16 protein-coding genes are annotated in these 18,442 nt (G+C 71.6%); 7 read left to right on the forward strand and 9 right to left on the reverse strand.

Translation table 11 applies throughout. The features are described from left to right. The first annotated feature begins 12 nt into the window (after positions 1-12). The gene (gene aqpZ, locus ABWO84_RS02260; RefSeq protein WP_353112080.1) at positions 13-768 is read left to right on the forward strand and encodes an aquaporin Z; all 756 of its coding nucleotides are present in this window, start codon (positions 13-15) and stop codon (positions 766-768) included. Between the two features lie 84 nt (positions 769-852). Here the strand turns inward: aqpZ and ABWO84_RS02265 are convergent, their stop codons facing one another. After that, the gene (locus ABWO84_RS02265) at positions 853-1,848 is read right to left on the reverse strand and encodes a stage II sporulation protein M (protein ID WP_353112082.1); all 996 of its coding nucleotides are present in this window, start codon (positions 1,846-1,848) and stop codon (positions 853-855) included. A 66-nt stretch (positions 1,849-1,914) separates the two neighbouring features. On the opposite strand from ABWO84_RS02265, the gene ABWO84_RS02270 reads away from it, so the two are divergent. Continuing rightward, the gene (locus tag ABWO84_RS02270) at positions 1,915-2,724 is read left to right on the forward strand and encodes an RDD family protein (protein WP_353112084.1); all 810 of its coding nucleotides are present in this window, start codon (positions 1,915-1,917) and stop codon (positions 2,722-2,724) included. A gap of 12 nt (positions 2,725-2,736) precedes the next feature. On the opposite strand, the gene ABWO84_RS02275 is transcribed toward ABWO84_RS02270, so the two are convergent. From ABWO84_RS02275 to ABWO84_RS02290, 4 genes are all read right to left on the reverse strand, one after another. Next, entirely contained in the window at positions 2,737-3,948 is a 1,212-nt protein-coding gene (locus ABWO84_RS02275; RefSeq protein ID WP_353112086.1) for an ABC transporter permease, read from the reverse strand. Beyond that, positions 3,945-4,712: an ABC transporter ATP-binding protein gene (locus ABWO84_RS02280; protein WP_353112088.1), complete on the reverse strand. Its 768-nt coding sequence runs from the start codon at positions 4,710-4,712 to the stop codon at positions 3,945-3,947. Before ABWO84_RS02280 ends, ABWO84_RS02275 begins: the two co-directional genes overlap by 4 nt. Beyond that, on the reverse strand, positions 4,709-5,635 hold the full coding sequence (locus ABWO84_RS02285; protein ID WP_353112090.1) for an efflux RND transporter periplasmic adaptor subunit: 927 nt from the start codon (positions 5,633-5,635) through the stop codon (positions 4,709-4,711). Before ABWO84_RS02285 ends, ABWO84_RS02280 begins: the two co-directional genes overlap by 4 nt. 95 nt (positions 5,636-5,730) lie before the next feature. Beyond that, on the reverse strand, positions 5,731-5,937 hold the full coding sequence (locus ABWO84_RS02290; protein WP_353112092.1) for a DUF3499 family protein: 207 nt from the start codon (positions 5,935-5,937) through the stop codon (positions 5,731-5,733). A gap of 96 nt (positions 5,938-6,033) precedes the next feature. Between ABWO84_RS02290 and ABWO84_RS02295 the strand changes: the two genes are divergently transcribed. Next, complete coding sequence (locus tag ABWO84_RS02295) at positions 6,034-6,471, forward strand: hypothetical protein (RefSeq protein ID WP_353112094.1); 438 nt, start codon at positions 6,034-6,036, stop codon at positions 6,469-6,471. Positions 6,472-6,528: 57 nt separating this feature from the next. Here the strand turns inward: ABWO84_RS02295 and ABWO84_RS02300 are convergent, their stop codons facing one another. From ABWO84_RS02300 to manA, 4 genes are all read right to left on the reverse strand, one after another. Beyond that, positions 6,529-7,917 carry a DUF5719 family protein gene (locus tag ABWO84_RS02300; protein ID WP_353112096.1) on the reverse strand — a complete coding sequence of 463 codons (1,389 nt, stop codon included), beginning with the start codon at positions 7,915-7,917 and terminating at the stop codon, positions 6,529-6,531. Continuing rightward, complete coding sequence (locus ABWO84_RS02305; RefSeq protein WP_353112098.1) at positions 7,914-11,075, reverse strand: glycosyltransferase; 3,162 nt, start codon at positions 11,073-11,075, stop codon at positions 7,914-7,916. Before ABWO84_RS02305 ends, ABWO84_RS02300 begins: the two co-directional genes overlap by 4 nt. A 77-nt stretch (positions 11,076-11,152) precedes the next feature. Next, the gene (locus ABWO84_RS02310; RefSeq protein ID WP_353112100.1) at positions 11,153-11,470 is read right to left on the reverse strand and encodes a WhiB family transcriptional regulator; all 318 of its coding nucleotides are present in this window, start codon (positions 11,468-11,470) and stop codon (positions 11,153-11,155) included. A 155-nt stretch (positions 11,471-11,625) separates the two neighbouring features. Beyond that, the gene (gene manA, locus ABWO84_RS02315) at positions 11,626-12,741 is read right to left on the reverse strand and encodes a mannose-6-phosphate isomerase, class I (RefSeq protein WP_353112102.1); all 1,116 of its coding nucleotides are present in this window, start codon (positions 12,739-12,741) and stop codon (positions 11,626-11,628) included. 68 nt (positions 12,742-12,809) lie between these two features. Between manA and ABWO84_RS02320 the strand changes: the two genes are divergently transcribed. The 4 genes from ABWO84_RS02320 to ABWO84_RS02335 are packed head-to-tail and all read left to right on the forward strand — an operon-like array spanning position 12,810 to position 18,442. After that, the gene (locus ABWO84_RS02320) at positions 12,810-14,228 is read left to right on the forward strand and encodes an O-antigen ligase family protein (RefSeq protein ID WP_353112104.1); all 1,419 of its coding nucleotides are present in this window, start codon (positions 12,810-12,812) and stop codon (positions 14,226-14,228) included. Further along, positions 14,225-15,523, forward strand: coding sequence for an O-antigen ligase family protein (locus tag ABWO84_RS02325; RefSeq protein WP_353112106.1), 1,299 nt, complete (start codon positions 14,225-14,227; stop codon positions 15,521-15,523). Before ABWO84_RS02320 ends, ABWO84_RS02325 begins: the two co-directional genes overlap by 4 nt. A gap of 55 nt (positions 15,524-15,578) precedes the next feature. Then, a complete protein-coding gene (locus tag ABWO84_RS02330; RefSeq protein WP_353112108.1) occupies positions 15,579-17,489 on the forward strand; it encodes a glycosyltransferase in 1,911 nt (636 codons plus the stop codon). After that, entirely contained in the window at positions 17,486-18,442 is a 957-nt protein-coding gene (locus ABWO84_RS02335) for a glycosyltransferase family 2 protein (RefSeq protein WP_353112110.1), read from the forward strand. The genes ABWO84_RS02330 and ABWO84_RS02335 overlap by 4 nt, the downstream gene beginning before the upstream one ends.

Here is an 18,442-nt window from a genome sequence, read left to right on the forward strand (position 1 = left end):
AAGGACACCGAGATGTCTGACTCCCCATCCACAGCGACCCCGTCGCTCGGAGCGAAGCTCGCCGCCGAGGGCTTCGGCACGTTCCTCCTCGTGTTCGGCGGCGTAGGCACGGCGCTCTTCGCCTCGAACCACTTCACCGACCCCGGCGCCAACTCCGCGGTCTACGTGGCCGTCGCGCTGGCCTTCGGCCTCACCGTCGTCGTGGGCGCCTACGCCTTCGGACCGATCTCCGGCGGGCACTTCAACCCCGCGGTCACCCTCGGCGTCGCCGCCGCCGGCCGGATCGCCTGGAAGGACGTCGCGCCGTACATCGTGGCACAGGTGGTCGGCGGTGTGATCGGCTCGACCCTTCTCGTCCTGGTCGGCATGTTCGGTCCGGACGGTTGGCTGACCGGCGCGCAGGACGCCGGGTTCGCGAGCAACGGTTGGGATGCGCACTCCCCCGGCGGGTTCGGCATGGCGGCCGCCATGATCATCGAGGTCATCCTCACCGGCTTCTTCCTGCTGGTGATCCTCGGGACGACGCACCCGCAGCGCGGCACCCGTTTCGCCGGTCTCGCGATCGGCCTCACCCTCACCCTCATCCACCTCATCTCGATCCCGGTGGACAACACGTCGGTGAACCCGGCCCGTTCGATCGCCGCGGCGATCTACGGCGGCGGGGAGTCGCTGGCGCAGCTGTGGGTCTTCCTCGTGTTCCCGATCGTCGGCGCGCTGCTGGCGGGCTTCGCCTACCGCGCGCTGTTCGACGGCGCCAGGAAGGACTGACGAGAGCGGGCGTCTAAGGGGTCGGCGTGCGACGCCGGCCCCTTCTTCGTGGTCCTGGGCCCCGCCCCTGACCGCGTGCCGGACTCAGCCGGCGACGAGCTGCGGGGTGCCCGACTCGTACTCGACGAGATCGCCCGTCTCTCCTCGGCGATAGGCGCGACGCCCCACGACGAGCATGTAGACGAGGAAGATCGCGAGGGCGAGGGCGCCGACGCCGATCTTCACGGGCCACGGGAGTGCCCATCCGGTGACGAAGCCCTCGATGAACCCCGCGAGGGCGAGCGCGAAGACCAGGCCGATCGCGACCGTCGCGAGCGAACGCGTCTCTTCGGCGAGGGCGACGGAGCGGTTCCGCCGCCCCGGAGCCGCCCATGCCCAGAACAGCTGGAGCCCCGCGGCGCAGGCCACGAGGATGCAGGTGATCTCCAGCAGACCGTGCGGCAGGATGTACAGCACCATGATGTCGAGGCGGCCGTGCGCGGCCATGACCGCCGCCGAGACGCCGAGCCCCATCGCGTTCTGCATCACCGCGTAGAGGGGCCAGATCCCGGAGATGCCGAACAGCACGCACTGCAGTGCGATCCAGGCGTTGTTCGTCCACACCATGCCTGCGAACACGGCGGCGGGGTTCTCGGTGTAGTAATCGGTGAACTTGTCGTCGGCGTAGTCCTTCAGCATGTCGGCACCGCCGAGGGTCGCGAGGCGCTCGGGGTCGGAGACCACCCACACCGCGCTGACCACGACGATGAGCAGGAACACGACGGCGACGGCGAGCGTGGTCCAGCGCAGACGGTAGAGGGCCGCGGGCAGCTGGGAGGAGAAGAAGCGCCCGACCTGGGCGATCACGTTGTCCGACGCCCCGGTGAGGCGCAGCCGGGCCTTGACGAGGATCGTGGACAGGTAGGCGCCCTGAGGCGAGTCGCCCACCGACGTCTTGAGCTCGGCGAGGTCAGCGGACGCCGCGCGATAGCGGACGATCAGCTCGTCGACCTCGTCGCCGTTGAGTGATCGACGACGGCTCAGTTCGTCCAGCCGCGCCCACTCGGGCCGGCGCGCGTCGGTGAGGGCATCGGCATCCACCTGACTCACTGTACGCGGTCGGCCGGTCCGGGCGCTCCGCGCACGCGCGTCTGATTTACTGAATGCATGTCCATGCCCGTTGCCGCCGAAGAGGAGATCCTCTCCGGCGAGGCCGTCGCGATCGACGCTCAGCCGATCGGCTTCCTGCTGCGCGCGCTCGGCGCACTGCTCGACATGGCGATCTCCCTCGCGGTCTTCCTCGGCTTCCTCTTCCTCCAGGTGTGGGCGGGTTCGAGCGGGCTGCTCACCGAGGCGACAGCGCGGATCCTGGTGATCACCTCGATCGTGGTGAGCTTCCTGGTCCTCCCCCTGACGGTCGAGGTGGCGACCCGCGGGCGCAGCGTCGGCAAGTTCGCGATCGGCGCCAGGGTGGTGCGCGCCGACGGCGGCGCGATCACGTTCCGCCACTCCTTCATCCGGGCGCTGCTCGGCGTGCTGGAGATCTACATGACCTTCGGCGGGCTCGCCGCCATGTTCGGCGCGCTCACCCCGCGCACCCAGCGCCTCGGCGACCTCGCCGCCGGCACCTACTCGCAGCGCGTGCGCGTGCCGGCCCTGCCAGTCCACGCTCCGTACCTGCCGCCGGAGCTGACCGAGTGGGCGCGCATCGCCGATGTGGCGCGACTCCCCGACCGGCTCGCGAGGCGGATCTCGCAGTTCCTGGTCAGCTCGCCGCAGCTGACCCCTCAAGCCCGAGCCCGCGTCGCGGCCGAGCTCACGGCGGAGTGCGAGCCCTTCGTATCCCCGATGCCCCCCGTGCACCCCGAGGCGCTGCTCGCCGGCATCACCGTGCTGCGTCGGCAGCGCGAGACCCGCGCGCTCGTCTTCGCCGACGATCGCGCCGAGCGTCTCAGCGGCCGACGCGTGCGCGTCTGAGGGCCGACCCGGTCAGAACCGGATCGCGTCGATCACCTTCACCCGCAGCGCGACGAGCGCCGGCACGAAGCCTGCGACCGCGCCGACGACGACCGCCGAGACCAGCCCGGTGACCGCCGCCCCCATCGGGAAGGGCGGCACGTCGACCAGCGCGGGGAACATGCCCTCCAGCACCCAGGGAGACCGCAGCACGGCGATCGTGACCGCGATGCCGATCACCCCGGCGACAGTCGTCGCCACGAGGCTCTCCAGGAGGACGGCCGTGAACACCCGTCCCCCCGTCGCACCGAACGCGCGCCGGACGCCGATCTCCCTCACCCGCTGCCGCATCGCGACCAGCTGGATGTTGATGAGGCTCAGCGCTCCGAGGCCGAGCACCAGGACGCCGATCCCGCCGGTGATCAGCCGGAGCATCTGCTGCTGCTCCTCGAATCCCGGCTGCGCTCCGGCGTCGGTCCGGCTCACCATGACCTGCTGGCCCGACGGCAGACCCGCTCGGAGATCCATCGCCAGCACCGGGCCGATCCTCGACGCCGCCTCGGAGGACACCCAGACGTCCCAGCGCACTGCCGCGCCCTCCGGCAGCTGCTCGACGCGGGAGGCGTACCCGTCGAAGAGCACGTCCATCCTCACGGTCTGATCGTCCCGCCATTCCTTTGCCCGGACTCCTACCACCTGATAGACCCCGCCTCCGGCCCCGACGATCTCGATCGTCGGATGCTGCGCGAGGGGGACGCGGCCGAGACGGTCCCACATCGCCTCGGAGATGATGACCGGCGGCGACAGGGCTTCCGCGTCGGACGCACGGAACTCGCGACCTTCGAGGAGCTTCTCCCGATGGATCACCGCGTAGTCGGGGTCCAGGAGACGCGTCTCCGTGGATCGTACGCCGTCCGGCGCCTGCACCAGCAGCTGGATGCCTTCGGTGGAACGGGCGACATGGGTGAAGCCGTACCGTTCGCTGACGCGCACGACCCTCTCATCGAAGGCGGCGGTATCGACCACTCCGCTCTCGCTCATGGGCGCGATCGCGATAGTCGCAGAACGGCCACCCCATCGGTCCGCGGACTCCGCGGTGTTCTGCATCCCGTAGTCGGTGAGAGCGACGACCGCAGTGAGCGCCCCGACGGAGACGGCGATGCCGATCAGGCTGAGCAGCACCCGCATCTTGTGCACACGGATCTCCGCCCACGCGTCGGCGAGGGCGCCGATGACACTGGTCACCGCGATGCCCCGCTCAGGGTCGAGCCGTCGCGCGTCGCGTCGGCGCTCTCCTGCAGCGTGGACGCCTCGAAGGCGCGTCGCAGATCGGCAGGGGCCAGGACACCGGCATCGAGCCGGTAGTGCCGACGGGCCCGAGCCGCGACGTGCAGGTCATGCGTGATCGTCACCAGCGCCGCGGAGGTCTCGGTCGCGACCTCGTCGAGCAGTGCCATGACGGTCGCGCCGGTGTCGATGTCGAGCGCGCCGGTCGGCTCGTCCGCGAGGATCAGCACCGGCCGACGGACCAGGGCGCGGGCGATCGCGACGCGCTGCTGCTCTCCGCCGGAGAGTCGGTCCGCGATCTGCTCGACACGATGACCGAGGCCGACGCGCTCGAGCATGTCCGCGGCGATGCTCCGACGTGACCAGAACGTCCGCCCTGCAGCATGCGACAGCGGCATCATGACGTTGTCGAGCGCGGTCCGCCCGGGAAGCAGGTTGAACTGCTGGAAGACGAAGCCGACGTTGTCGCCCCGGAGCCGGTCGAGGCGGCCGGAGCGCATCCTCCCCACCTCACGCCCCTCGAACGACACTGCGCCCGTGGTCGGCGCGTCGAGCATGCCGAGGATGTTGAGAAGGGTCGACTTCCCGGATCCGGAGCGCCCCACGATCGAGACGTGGTCCCCGGCGTCGACCTCGAGCGTCACGCCGCGGAGGATCTCCAGGCGGGTGTCGTCGGGGAGGAGGACGCTCTTCGTGACGTCCTGCAGCGAGACGAGGCTCACCAGTTCGTCCCCGACTGGCACATCTGGCCGCCCTGGCCGTCGTCCCAGCAGTCCTCCTGCACCGGGGCGGCGAATCCCGGGACGAACTGCCTGATCTGATCGCCCTCGGCGAGACCGTCCGTGACCTCGACCTGGGCGCCGTCGTTGACGCCGAGCGTGACGGAGCGCTTCTCCGGTTCCCCGTCGCCCTTGTCGACCCAGACGACGCCGTTCCCGCTGCCGCCCTGCACCGCCGTGACCGGGATCACGATCGCGTCATCCACCTTCCCGAGGGCGAGGGCGAGCTTCGCCGGGAGTCCGGCGAACACGGTCTGCCCGGCGGGGATCGCGCAGCGCACGCTCGCCGTGCCCTCGGCGCTCACCTGCACGCGCACACCGGAGCAGGTGAACGGCGCCGGACCTCCGGTGATCGTCACCTTCGCCTCGGACGGCGCACCCACCAGCCGGTAGAGCTCGACAGGCTGCACCGTCGCCTGCACGTGGTATCGGGAGGGCGTCAGAGTGAGGACCTCACCGCCGACGCTCGTCGGCTGTCCTTTGACGAGAGCGATCTCGCTCACCTCCCCGGCCTCCGGTGCGACGATGTCGACCTTCTTCGCCGGTTCGTCCTGCTTGACGGTGAAGAGAACCTGCCCCTTGGTCACCGTCGCGCCATCGGAGACGTTGACGGCGGTGACCGTGCCGTTCACCTCGCTGCGCACGGCGAAGGACTCGTCGCGGGCGATGGTGCCGTCGAGCGCGAGCTCGTTGACGAGAGATCCGCGCTCCACCGCGATCACCGGATCGGTCACCGCGCCGCCCGGGTCGATCGGCGACGCCTCAGAGGCGTCAGGGAAGAACGCGAGCTTCACAAGAGCCGCCGCCGCCGCGCCGAGCACGACGATGAGGAGCACGGGAAGGATGACACGACGCCAGACGACCATGGCCGACCTCTCCGGAGGCACCCCGCTGGCGCGTCCCCGGCCAGCCTATCGACCCGGGCCCCGAGAGGACTCCGCCGCCGGACCGGCGTGGCGGATCAGATGCGCAGAGCCTCGTGCCTCACCACGAGCCACCCGGCGGGCACGGAGAGCCGGTCGGAGTGCTGCGCGCAGAGGTCGTGCGCGTGCGGGTGACCGGCCGGGCCCAGCGGTCCGAGCGCGGCCATCTGGTCGCCGTAGTCGTACGTCAGGGTCGCCACCGCTTCGCGTGCGCAGCCCACCTTCGAGCACAGTCGTCCGTCCATCCGTCCCAGACTATGACCGCCCCGGCGAGGGGCCGGGATGCCGCGCCGTCCACCCGGCACGGCCGCGGAGCACCGCGACGCCGTAAGCTGATTCGCATGCCCCGCCGCCGCACCGCCTCTGCCGCCGCTCCCCGCAGCGCGCGGCACGGACGGCACGGCCGCCTCGGCCGCAGCGAGGTCGTACGCCCGCCGCTGCCCCCGCTGGACGGCCGCATCGACCGGTTCGACGTGACCGTCGGCACCGCGGTCGAGTTCCTGCGGGGCACCTGGCCGGAGCTGCGGGATGTGCGCTTCGAGATCGCGGCGATGCCGACGCACGACAGGGACGGCGGGATACCCCGCTGGCGCGTCGACCACGGCGGGAAGCGGATCTCGCTCTACCGCGTGCCGATCGAACGGCTCCTCCCCCCGGGGCACGACGACGCCTTCCACCGCCGGTACGCCGTCGAGAGCGCGGTGTTCCACGCCGCCGCCGAGTACATCGGCCGCGAGCCCTGGGAGCTCGGCCCGGAGGCCGATCCGCCGTCCTACTGAGCGGACGGGACCGACCCGCGGCACGGGCCGACCTCGACGCCCAGGGGGCAGGGATAGTCAGGGATAGACGGTGATCGACTGCTGCGTGCGGTCCCCCGGCCACAGCGGCCATCCGGCGATCTGCGCCGTTCCCGCGGGGCCGACGGCCGACAGCGCGGCGCGCACCGGCCCCGAGGACGAGAGCACCGGAGTGGAGCCGCCGCGCAGGGCGGCGGAGGCCGATCCGTGCGCGGGGACCTCGACGCGCTTCTCGTCGTCGCCGTCCGCGACGGTCACGGTCACGGCGGCGTCGCCGTCGTTCAGCAGGTGGAGGGCGGCGTCGAGGTCGGACGGCACGGCGAACATCACGTCCGCGCTGATCTTCGGAGCCGGGGTCATCCAGGCGAAGTCCGCCGCGGCACCGGCGGCCTCGGTCTGCCGCACGGCGCCGACGATCGGGCTCTCCGCCGTCACCTCGACGTCGTGGAAGCCCTTGTCCAACCCGGCGAGGGAGACCTCGGCGGGGATGCCCTGCTTCAGCGGCACCGTGTACTCGTCGGCGTCCGCCGATCCGCCCTCGCCGCGCACCCGCACGACGGCGGTCGTGTCGGCGCCGGGCGAGAGCATCCTCAGCACCGGAGCCGCGGAATCGTCCCCGGCGCCGGCATCGCCCATTCGCACGCCCGTGAAGGCGAGACTCCGCTGCGCATCGGGGACGCCGTCCTGCAGATCGATGCCGGCGGGGTCGAGCACCCGCACGTAGGACGACTGCAGCACGGCCCGCACCGGCGCGCCGGAGGCGACCACCTGCACCACGGGTGTGGACTCCCCCGGCGCGATCGAGGCCAGAGGGAGAGCCGTCTGCGTCTTCGGCGGCACCACGGCGGTGGACGCCGCCCGCTTCGATCCGAAGACGGCGAACGTCACCGTCGAGGCGACGTCGGACGGATTGGAGAGCACGATGACATCGGCGCTGCCCGTGGCGGCACTGCCGCCGACGAGCCAGGTCTGCAGGGCCGGGGCGCGGCACGGCGCCGCGGCGAGTCCGGAGAGGTCCTCCGCGTCGAGCACGATCGACTCCACGGCGGCGATCAGCGGCGCGGTGCGTCCTTGGACGGTCCCGGTGAGGGTGCGGGCACCGGACCCACCGGCGAGTCCGGGCATCTCGAGGCCGTCGGCCGAGGGCTCGCCCTCGGTCCCGCCCGACACCAGCCGCGGAAGCCCGGCCGAGGTCATGAGCTGCGCCTGCGACGCGTCCCGTCCGAGCGCGCGGAACGATCCGTCGCACACGAGCTGGGTGTTGCCGGGCACCGGGGTGACGCGGACCTGGGCCGGCTCGTGAGCGACCTCAGGCCACGGCGCATGGACGCCCACGACGGCGGCTCCGGCGCACGCGACGGCGACGATCGCGCCGACGGCGATCCTGACGCCCGTGGCGGCGGCGCGGGCCGCTCCCTGGCGAGTCATCGTTCGCTCCTCTCGGCGGACGCTCCGGTGTCGTCCCCGGCGGCGGAGTCCTCGGATCGGGATCCGGCCGCAGCCTCGGCACTCTTCTCCTCCGACGCGGCCTCCTCGGCCGCCGGTTCCGCAGCGTCCACGGCCTCCGGCTGCGCGACCGTCTCGGCGGTGGGGAGCGTCTCCGTCCCCGGCTCACGGTCGGGGAGGACGTCCACGGCGGGCTCCTCCGGCGCGGCCGCATCCGCCGACGACCCCGCGTCGGGTGCATCCGGCGCGGAGTCCGTGTCCGCAGCGCCCTGCTCGGCGACCGGACCGGGTGGGATCGGAGCGGTGTCCCTCTCACCGGGGCGCGCCTTGCGGCGCGGGAGCACCAGCGGCTCCTCGGGGGCCCTGCCGACGATGCGCGAACCGGCACGGACCGCACGGCGCGAGGCTCGGGTCGGAATGGAGAGCAGGAGGGCCGCGAGCACGACGATCAGCTGGAGGAGCGTCACGATGCGCGCGACCGTGTGCTGGGCGCCGGTGAGGTCCTCACGCGCCGCAGCGGTCGCGTCGAGGCGCCAGAGCACACCGCGCTCGGTGCCGGCCTTGACCAGGCCGGGGCGCTGATCGATCGCGACCTCGGCGTCGGCGTGCAGCGCCTGGGCGCGGTCGGTGTCTGCAGGCTCGGCGAGGAGCACGAAGCTGATGCCCTCCTTCGCCAGTGCGGCCGCCGCGTCGAAATCGCGCGCGGACAGCAGGTCGACGGCGAGCGCAGGGATGCCGTCGTCGCGGACGGCGGTGGCGGTCGAGGCGAGGGTCGTCTGCGCTCCCAGTGTGGCGCTGGATCCCCAGACGACGTCGGCGGCGAGGGCGCCATCCGGCTTCGGCGTGAGCACCAGCGTGCCGATCGCGTCCTTCTCGCCGCTCTGTGCGGCGACGAAGGCCGGGAGCGTCCGCTCCGGGCCGTTCGTGATCGACGCCGCGTCGCGGTGCACCGCGGTGAGAGCGGGCACGGCGCAGACCACGAGGGCCGCCCCCACGATGAGCCCGGCGATGCCCCGCACGCGCGTCAGGGGACGCGCGGTGTCGAGCGCGACGAGCGCCGCACCCGTCACACCGATCCACGCGAGGCTCAGCGCCGCTCCGGGCCAGATCGCGACGGGCGCGCCCTGCGCGAAGCTCACCGAGACCCCGACGGCGGCGAAGGCGGTGGCGATGCCCGTGACGGACACCACGAGCAGGACGATGCCGACGTACCAGCGCGGAGAGACCGCGGAGAACAGCGCGAGCAGGGCGATCGGGGCGAGCAGGAACGGCACCCAGACGGCAGACCCGTTCAGGAACGTCGTCCAGCCCGCCAGATCGGACGTCGGGAAGCCGGTGGCGAGCACCGCCCGCCCGGCGGCGTCGGCGGCCGCCTGCGGCCCGGCCCAGATCGCGCCGGGGTCGGCCAGCAGCGCCAGCGGGTCGCCCCGGCGCACCTGGGCGTACACCAGCGGCGCGAACATCGCGACCGACGGGATGAGCACCCAGAGCAGGCGGACAGCCCCGCGCACTCGCCCGAGCGAGAGCACGACGACGAGGGCGATGATCCAGAGCAGCACCACCGCGGGGGCGAGCGACGGGGAACAGGCCAGCACGGCCGCGGCGAACAGCGACGCGGCTCCCGCCGCTCCCCAGGAGCGATGGGCGACGGTCGCCGCGTGGAACAGCCAGGGCAGGAGGAGATGCACGAGCACCGCCGCCGGCCGCCCTTCGATCAGTGCGGTGAGGAAGGTCGGGGCCAGGGCCCAGGCGACGCCGCCGAGGATGCGGAGACCGGAGCGGTCGGTGACGCGCGTCGCGGCGAACCAGCCGCCCAGCACGGCGAGCGGAAGGGCGAGGATCCAGAGCAGCACCATCGCGAACGACGGCGCACCGGGCCAGAGCGAGCCGAGCACTGCGAGGACGCCCGCGAACGGATCGGCGGGCCCGACCAGCTGGAGTCCGACGCCGCGGCGCCCCCAGGCCGCATCGGCCCAGAGCCCGGCGACCGTCTCCCGGAGCGGAAGCAGTCCGCCTCCGCCGATGGCGGGCCAGGCGAGGAGCAGGGTGAAGGCCGCGACCGCGACGACGAGCGCGGCGAGCACCGCCCACGCCCCGCCCCCGGAGAAGAACCGCAGCTCCCCGGTCGCGCCGCCTTCGCTGCCGTGGCCGTCGTCGAGCCGCCGGTGCAGATCGGCCCTGCTCACCCGCAGCGGCGCGATGCCGCTCCAGCTGGAGGTGCGGAACCCGCGGATGGCGCGCCGGGACCGCGTCACGGCGCCGAAACGGAACATCTCCGTGAGCGCCGCACCCCATTCCGGGGCGACCGAGGCCGGCCGTTTCCCGATCAGATGGGTGATCGTGCGCCAGAGCGCCAGGGGAAGCAGGGAGAGCCAGTGCAGGGGCACCGCGGGGGCGGGGGCGTAGGACAGCCGCCGATGCAGCTGGGCTGTCCGCGTCGCCCAGGCGCGGTGCGCCTCACGACGGGGCAGGGCTGCGGGACCGTCCGGTCGGACCTCGACGCGCGCGGCCGGGCTGAGCACCACGCGCCAGCCGCCGAGGCGCGCGCGGACACCCAGGTCGAGTCCCTCGTCCGCACCGGCGAGCGCAGTGTCGGGGCGCAGCGACTCGCGCACCTCGCCGCGCACCAGCGTCCCCCGGATGTCGGCGCCGAGCGCGTCGTCGTTCCCGTCGTGCTGCCCCTGGTCGAGCTCGTCGGAGGCGAGCTCGACCGCGCGTCCGAGACGGGTCATGCTCACGCCCAGCGAGACGATCTCGCGGTCGTCGTCATGGCGGACGAGCTTCGGGGCGGCGAGCGCGGCGGACGGCGATCGCTCGAGCGCCCCGGCGAGGTGCTCGAGCGCATCGGGAGCGGGACGCGTGTCCTGCGCGAGCAGCCAGATCGAGTCGCCGGCGGCGACGCGGGGACGCGCCAGCTCGACGGCTTCGGCGAAGGAGGTCCCCACCCGGGTCTCGATGACGCCCTCGACGCCGGGGAAGCCGTCTTCGGGACGGACGTGGGCGATCGGCCCGGTCACCACGAGCGTGATCGCGTGCGGGGGCGTCGTCTGCGCGCGCAGCGCCTGGAGGGTGCTGCGCAACTGGGCGCGCGCGTCGTCGCCGGTGCGCGTGATGAGGATGGCGTGTGCTCGGGCTGGCATGACGAACACAGCCTAGGCAGACGCCCGAGGCGGTTCGGTGAACGCGCCCGGCGCGCCCGCGAAGCGGATCGGTGAAGTCAGCCGGCGCGGCGCTTGAGCTTGCGGCGCTCGCGCTCGGAGAGCCCGCCCCAGATACCGAAGCGCTCGTCGTTGTTCAACGCGTACTCCAGGCACTCGCCCCGCACATCGCAGGAGCCGCAGATGCGCTTCGCGTCCCGCGTCGAGCCGCCCTTCTCGGGGAAGAACGCCTCGGGGTCGGTCTGCGCGCAGAGAGCGTCCGCCTGCCAGGCGAGCGCGCCGTCGTCGTCCTCCTCGACCCGCCGAACCCCTGGAACGCCGAGGTTGACCGGATCGACGTACCAGTTCTCGGGAACGTCCGAGCGGTATCCCGTCATCTCGATCTCCCAACCCTGTTTCCTGCCCCCCGCGGGCCGTACTCCACTAATTACACAGGTGTGATTCGGGTTGGTCAAGTCGCGGATACTAAACCCTCAAGCAAGGCTTGAAGGTTCATTGAACGCCGTCGGCGTGTCGCGTCGGCGTGTCGCCGTCACGCCCCGGGCTCGGCGACGAAGACCTCGCCCCGGCCGGCGAGCACCAGCTCGTCCTCGCCGTCGGCGTACGCCGCCGTGCCCACGGCCACGGCGATGCCGGCCCCTCCATCGACTCCGGCGACGGACACGGAGCCCCGGGTGGCGAGGACCATCGCGGGCCGCCGCACGCGGACCCTCGCCTCCCCGCCATCGAGCTCGACGCGCCGGAGCGCGAAATCCGGCACGGGGACAGGGTAGGACGAGACGGCGTCCTCCCCCGGGGCGATCACCGGGACGGGGCCCGGAGTCGTGTCGAGGACCGCGAGCAGCTCGGCGACGTCGATGTGCTTGGGGGTCAGACCGCCGCGCAGCACGTTGTCGCTGGCCGCCATGATCTCCACGCCGAGGCCGGAGACATAGGCGTGAAGCAGCCCTGCCCGCAGGAAGATCGCCTCGCCCCGCCGGAGCACGATCACGTTCATCAGCAGGGCGACGACGACCCCGGGGTCACCGGGATTGCGGTCGGCGACGCGGCGCACGACGTCGAGCTCCGTGGCGAACTCCGCGGAGTGCGCGGAGGCGAGCGCGGAGATCACCTCGTCGACCTCGTACTGCGCTCCTCCGCCCAGCAGCCATCCGATCACGTCACGGAGGGCGTCTCCGGAGGCGCTGAGGCGCCCTCGCAGTGCTTCGACGCCCGGAGAAGCACCGAAGGACTCCAGCATCCGCAAGGTGTCCTCCACCGGACGGAGCCCGCCGAGCGCCTCGAACCGGTCGCTCAGGGCCACGATCAACTCCGGCTTGTGATTGTCGTCCCGGTAGTTCCTGGCGGGGTCTTCCGCCGCGAGGCCCTGCTCCCGGGCGAAGCCCTCTCTCGCCTGCTCCCTGGTGGGGTGCACCTGGATGGACAGCGGCAGCTCGGCGGCGAGCAGCTTGAGCAGATACGGCAGCCCGCCGCCCGTGACGTCGCTCAGCGCACGGCCGTCGGCGAGGTCCGCCGGGTCACCCGGGTGGTCTCCGAACCAGACCTCCGCCTCCGGCACGGCGGACGGTGCACGCCCTTCGAGGGCGGCGAGCAGCGAGGTCGACCCCCAGGCGTAATCGCGGGGTGCGTTCGTCAGAGTGAGCAGCATGCCCCCAGCGTAGAGCCGGACGCCGCGCCGCACGGTCTGTGTGAAGGCGGGGCGGTAGCCTGATCGCGATGGCGCAGTACACCAGGCATCCCGCCGCACCCGTCCCCACCGCCCCCGAGCGCGAGGCGACCGGGCATCTGATGCTGCGCGCATACGCCGTGCTCACGATGTTCGCGACGCTCGCGCACACGGCGGTCTTCAACCTCCTCGGCGCTGTGGGAGCGGTGATCGTGCTCGCCGTGCTGACCCTCGGCGTCCTGGCGATCTGGATCCCCGCGATCGTGCATCAGCGGCCCGCGCGCTTCCCGTGGCGGCGACTGCCCTGGGCGGCGCTCGGCTACGTGGCGTTCGCGCTCGTGTCGGTGATCTGGTCGCAGTGGCGTGCGGCGACCTTGCTCACCTGGCCGCTCCTCGCGGCGGTGACCGTGAACGCACTCTTCGTGGCGTCGATGCTGAGCTGGCAGGAGCTGGTGCGCGCCCTCTCGAGCGCGCTCAAGTGGGTACTGGGCCTCTCCCTCCTGATCGAGCTGTGGGTCGCGCTGGTGCTGCGGCACCCGATCCTGCCGAACTTCGTCACGGTCCCCGAGGGGAAGATCGACCCTCACATCTACTGGGTGCGCGGCAACCTCTTCGACGGCGGCCGGATCCAGGGCATCGTGGGCAACGCGCACACCCTGTCGATGATGTGCCTGCTCGCCCTCATGGTGTTCGGCGTGCTGTGGGCGGCCCGGGTGCGCCGGCGCGGCGCCCTCATCGCCTGGGCGGCGCTGGCCCTCGTCCTCCTCGTCGGAGCCGGATCGGCCACCACCTACCTCTGCGCCCTCGCCTCCGCGGCGGTGCTCCTCATCGCGTTGCTGATGCGACGCGCACAGAGGCCGTCGCACCGGACAGCGGTCTACGCCGGAGGCGCGATCGTCGTGCTCCTGGCCGCGGGCGCCGGCTGGCTCATGCAGGACCGTGTGCTCGCCGTGTTCGGCAAGAGCGACGACTTCACGGGACGCTTCGAGATCTGGGCGAAGGTCTGGGAGCGCGCACTCACCCATCCGGTGGCCGGCAACGGCTTCTCCTCGCCGTGGGTTCCGTGGGACCCCGGGTTCGCCGGCTGGATCGTCAACCACAAGCTCACCGTCTTCCACGCGCATGACATGTGGCTGGACGTCTTCTTCCAGCTCGGCGCGATCGGGGTCGTGCTCATGGCGGTGGCCTGGGGCGCCCTCGTCTGGCGCGCGTGGTTCTTCGCCGTGGACCGCCCGCGATGGGACCTCGAGGCGCGGCGCCCGTACTCGCCGCTCTCGCTGCTCCCCACGATGATCGTCGTCACCCTGCTGGTGGAGGGACTCGTCGAGTCGGCGCCCATCATGCTGTGGGGCTGGATGCTGCTCATCATGCTCTCCTTCAAGATCAAGTCGGTCCCGCTGGTGGGCGTCGGCCTCGACGAACGCGCCGCCGCGACCGCGCCCGGCGGAACGATCATCCGCGCGTCATGAGCGACCTCCGGCATCCGGTCCGACTGCTGGCGTCGGCGGAGTTCGCACGGGCCTACACGCTCGTCGTGCTCGTGGCGACTTTCGCCGCCCTGCCGATCGAGCGGCTGACCTCCCACGTGACCTCCGTGACGATCGTCGTCGTGCTCGCCGCGGTCGGCGTCGCCGTGCTGTTCGCCCGCCGCGAGGAGCTGAGCCTGCTGCGGCTCGCGCCGACCTCCCTCATCGGGTTCGTCGTGCTCGCGCTCCTCAGCGTCTTCTGGTCGTCTGCGGGCGGGGCGACCCTGACCGGCTGGGCGACGATGTTCGGCTATGCCGTCCTCGCGATCACGGTGGGTCACGTCCGCGACACGCTGCAGACCGTGCGGGCCATCGGCGACGTGCTCCGCTGGCTGCTCGGCGCCTCCCTGCTGCTCGAGATCATCGCCGGCGTCCTCCTGGACACCTCGATCCCGCTGCTGGGGATCGAGGGGAACATCGCGGGCGGCGGCTCGCTCCAGGGCATCTTCGGCACGCGCAACATGCTCGGCTTCATCGCCGTGATCGCGCTCATCACGTTCGTGATCGAATGGCGCACGCAGTCGGTCACCCCCGCGCTCGCCGTCTGCTCGGTCGCGCTCGGCGCCTTCCTCGCCCTCCGTTCCGCCTCCCCGACGGTGATCGTGCTCGCCGCGGCGGTGGGCGTCGCCACGCTCGCCCTGACGATCGTGAGGCATGCGCCGGCGGAGCGGCGATCCCTGGTGCAGTGGGTGCTCGGCGGAGTCGTCGCAGTCGGGCTCATCGCCGCGCTCGTGCTCCGCCACCAGATCATCCGCGTGCTGGACGCCGGGTCGGACTTCTCGATGCGGGCCGACCTGTGGAACTCGATCCTCGACTTCGTCGGCCAGCAGCCCGTCATCGGCTGGGGCTGGATGGGTGGCTGGCCGCCGACCCAGTTCCCCTACCTCTACATCAACATCCTGCTCGACCAGCAGCACCGCAGCGCCCTCAACGCGTACTTCGACGTCGTCCTCCAGCTCGGAGCGGCCGGGCTCATCCTCTTCCTGCTGCTCGGCGGCGTGGCGGTCGTGCGCTCCTGGCTCGTCGCGAGCGTCCGCCGATCGGTGGTCTACGCCTGGACCCCGCTCGTGCTCGTGACCCTCGCGGTCGACTCGATGTTCGAGAGCTTCACCCTCGTGGGCGTCGGCTGGTTCATGCTGGTGCTCTGCGCGCTCCGGGCCGGGCAGACCCGCTCCTGGCGGGAGAACATCGACGCCGCACAGACCGGCGTAATCCCCACACTCCCTCCGAAGGAATGACCAGGCCACCGCGGCTCCCAGTGATCTCAAGGCATGCCCGGTAGGCTGGGTGCTCGTGACCCACGTGCTGCAGAACGTCGTCTTCCCGCTCGACCGAGACCCCGACCTCCTGCCGCTGTACGCCGATCCGGAGACCTGGTCGGTCATCGACGAGGAGCCGGTGCGTGTCTCCAACCGCGCCCACCTCGGCAACATCCTCGGCCGCACCCAGGCGCGCATCGTCGCCGGTCGGCGCGTCTCCCTCGGCACCTACTTCAACGCGTTCCCCGCCTCGTACTGGCAGCACTGGACGAGCGTCCGCGAGGTACGGCTGACCGTCCGCACGACCGGTCCCGCAACCATCCTCGTGTACCGCTCGAACGGCGCCGGGACCAAGCAGCGCGTCGCGACCCGCGAGGTCACGGGCGACGCCGTCACTTCCTTCGACCTCTCGCTCACCGAGTACGCCGGAGGCGGCTGGATCTGGTTCGACGTCGTCGCCGACGAGAAGAGCGCCGTGCTCGAGGGCGCACAGTGGACCACGGAGCAGGAGCCCGTCCGCACCGGCAAGGCGTCACTCGGCATCACGACCTACAACAAGCCCGACTACTGCGTCGACACCCTGCGCGCGCTCGCGGACGCCCCCGACGCGCTGGAGCTCGTCGACCGGGTGTTCCTGATCGATCAGGGCACGCAGCTCGTCGCCGACCAGGAGGGATACGACGACGTCGCGGCCCGCCTCGGCGAAACGCTGCAGGTGATCAGGCAGCCGAACCTCGGCGGCTCGGGCGGGTTCTCCCGCTCGATGCACGAGACCCTCCAGCGTCCCGAGAGCGACTTCGTGCAGCTCCTCGACGACGACGTCCGCCTGGAGCCCGAGTCCCTCCGACGCTCGATCGTCTTCGCCCGCTTCGCCACCAAGCCCACCCTCGTCGGCGGGCACATGTTCGACCTGCTCGACCGGCCGAAGCTGCACGGCTGGGCCGAGGTGGTCGATGAGCACCCGTTCATGTGGCGCAACCTCTACCAGGAGGAGATGCCCCACGACTTCGGCGTCGCCAACCTCCGGCAGTCTCCGCTTCTCCACATGCGCATGGACGCCGACTACAACGGCTGGTGGATGTGCCTGATCCCGGTCGAGGCGATCCGCGAGGTGGGGCTCTCCCTCCCCGCGTTCATCAAGTGGGACGATGCGGAGTTCTGCCTCCGCGCCGGGGAGGCCGGATACCCGACCGTCTCCCTGCCGGGCGTCGCCCTCTGGCACGTGTCCTGGGTCAACAAGGACGACACGATCGACTGGCAAGCGTACTTCCACGCCCGCAACCGCATCGTCGCCGGGCTGCTGCACTCGAACGCCCCCCGCGGCGGACGCCTCATCGAGCACAGCAGGCGCGTCGATCTGAAGCACCTCATGATGATGCAGTATTACCCCGTCGCGCTGCGCCTGCAGGCCCTGCGCGACGTGCTCTCCGGCCCCGAGCACATGCGCGCCAACCTGGCGACGGCGATGCCGGCCGCACGCGCGCTGGCCGCCGACTTCCCGGAGACCATCATCCACCGCGATCCCTCCGTCGTCCTGCACTCCCGCCATGGCCGCCAGGTCTTCGCACGCCGCAAGATGCACGATTTCGACAGCCCCACCGGGCTGGCGCTGCGCATCTTCACCGCGCGGACCCTCCTCGCGCATTGGCTCCATCGTCCCGACCCCGCGAACGTCGCCCAGCCCGAGGTCGAGTTCAGTAAGGGCGATGCGCACTGGTGGCGGGTCCCCGCCTTCGACAGCGCCCTCGTGAGCTCGGCGGACGGCTCGGGCAAGAACGTCTACACCCGTGACCGCAGGAAATACCGCCAGATGCTCTTCGAGAGCGTGCGGCTCCACCGACGGCTGCGTCGCCGCTGGCCCCAGCTGCAGCAGCAGTACCGCTCCGCGCTGCCCGGGCTCGTCTCGGACGCCTCCTGGCAGAAGATCTTCGAGGAACGCGCATGAGCGCGGCCCCCTTCGCGCCGGAGTCCGCCGCGATCGTCGTCGTCACCTTCAACCGCTCCCACCTTCTGAGCGGACTGCTGACCAGCATCCGCGCGATGGACCCCCAGCCCGGACGTGTGGTCATCATCGACAACGCGTCGTCGGACGATACGACCGAGGTCGTCGAGTCCTTCCGCGAGGGCTTCGGCGCCGAGATCGTCTATCGGCGCCTGGAGACCAACACCGGGGGCTCCGGCGGCTTCAGCGAGGGCGCCCGCACCGCCTACGACCTGGGCGCGGAGTGGATCTGGCTGATGGACGACGACGTCGAGGTGCTGCCCGACGGCCTCGCCCGGATGGGTGCCTGGGCACCGCGCTTCAAGAGCATCCAGGGGCGCCGCTACGACTACGACGGCAGCGAGTTCTACTGGCAGTACCGCATCGCGGAGCGGATGGGCATCCCCATCCCCTTCGCACCGTCCGGCTTCGGCGCCTCGGGGTTCAAGGAGATGAACAGCGGCTGCTTCGAGGGGATGTTCATCCACCGCTCGATCGTGCAGCGCATCGGACTCCCCGACCCGCGCTTCTTCATCTACTGGGACGACCAGATGTACGGCTGGCTGGCGTCTCGGCAGACCACCTCGGTGATCGTGAACGAGTTCGTGCTGCGACGCACGCGCGAGATCAGGCAGTGGGACATGGGCATCCGCCACATGAACGCGTCCAGCAACGCCTACCGGTACTACATCATGCGCAACCGCGCGTACATCAAGCATTACTACCGCGAGCACGGCGCGTACAGCCCCGTGCTCTTCGCGCTCGGCACCGCCGCGACGTTCTGCAAGGAGCTGATCCGGCTGGTCTTCGTGGAGCGCACCGTCCGCGGCACGAGCAACCTCTTCCGCGGGCTGCGGGACGGCGGGCGGATCTCGCGCGACCGCAGCTGGCGGCCGATGCCGGCTCTGGAGGCCTGA

The organism is Microbacterium sp., assembly GCF_040394595.1.
GTDB lineage: Bacteria > Actinomycetota > Actinomycetes > Actinomycetales > Microbacteriaceae > Microbacterium.

Excerpts from the sequence above, each read along its gene's own strand:
- ABWO84_RS02305 (WP_353112098.1), bottom strand. The coding sequence starts at position 11,075 with ATGCCAGCCCGAGCACACGCCATCCTCATCACGCGCACCGGCGACGAC.
- ABWO84_RS02300 (WP_353112096.1), bottom strand. The coding sequence starts at position 7,917 with ATGACTCGCCAGGGAGCGGCCCGCGCCGCCGCCACGGGCGTCAGGATC.
- ABWO84_RS02290 (WP_353112092.1), bottom strand. The coding sequence starts at position 5,937 with ATGGACGGACGACTGTGCTCGAAGGTGGGCTGCGCACGCGAAGCGGTG.
- ABWO84_RS02320 (WP_353112104.1), top strand. The coding sequence starts at position 12,810 with ATGGCGCAGTACACCAGGCATCCCGCCGCACCCGTCCCCACCGCCCCC.
- ABWO84_RS02325 (WP_353112106.1), top strand. The coding sequence starts at position 14,225 with ATGAGCGACCTCCGGCATCCGGTCCGACTGCTGGCGTCGGCGGAGTTC.
- ABWO84_RS02285 (WP_353112090.1), bottom strand. The coding sequence starts at position 5,635 with ATGGTCGTCTGGCGTCGTGTCATCCTTCCCGTGCTCCTCATCGTCGTG.
- ABWO84_RS02310 (WP_353112100.1), bottom strand. The coding sequence starts at position 11,470 with ATGACGGGATACCGCTCGGACGTTCCCGAGAACTGGTACGTCGATCCG.
- ABWO84_RS02270 (WP_353112084.1), top strand. The coding sequence starts at position 1,915 with ATGTCCATGCCCGTTGCCGCCGAAGAGGAGATCCTCTCCGGCGAGGCC.
- manA (WP_353112102.1), bottom strand. The coding sequence starts at position 12,741 with ATGCTGCTCACTCTGACGAACGCACCCCGCGATTACGCCTGGGGGTCG.
- aqpZ (WP_353112080.1), top strand. The coding sequence starts at position 13 with ATGTCTGACTCCCCATCCACAGCGACCCCGTCGCTCGGAGCGAAGCTC.
- ABWO84_RS02335 (WP_353112110.1), top strand. The coding sequence starts at position 17,486 with ATGAGCGCGGCCCCCTTCGCGCCGGAGTCCGCCGCGATCGTCGTCGTC.
- ABWO84_RS02295 (WP_353112094.1), top strand. The coding sequence starts at position 6,034 with ATGCCCCGCCGCCGCACCGCCTCTGCCGCCGCTCCCCGCAGCGCGCGG.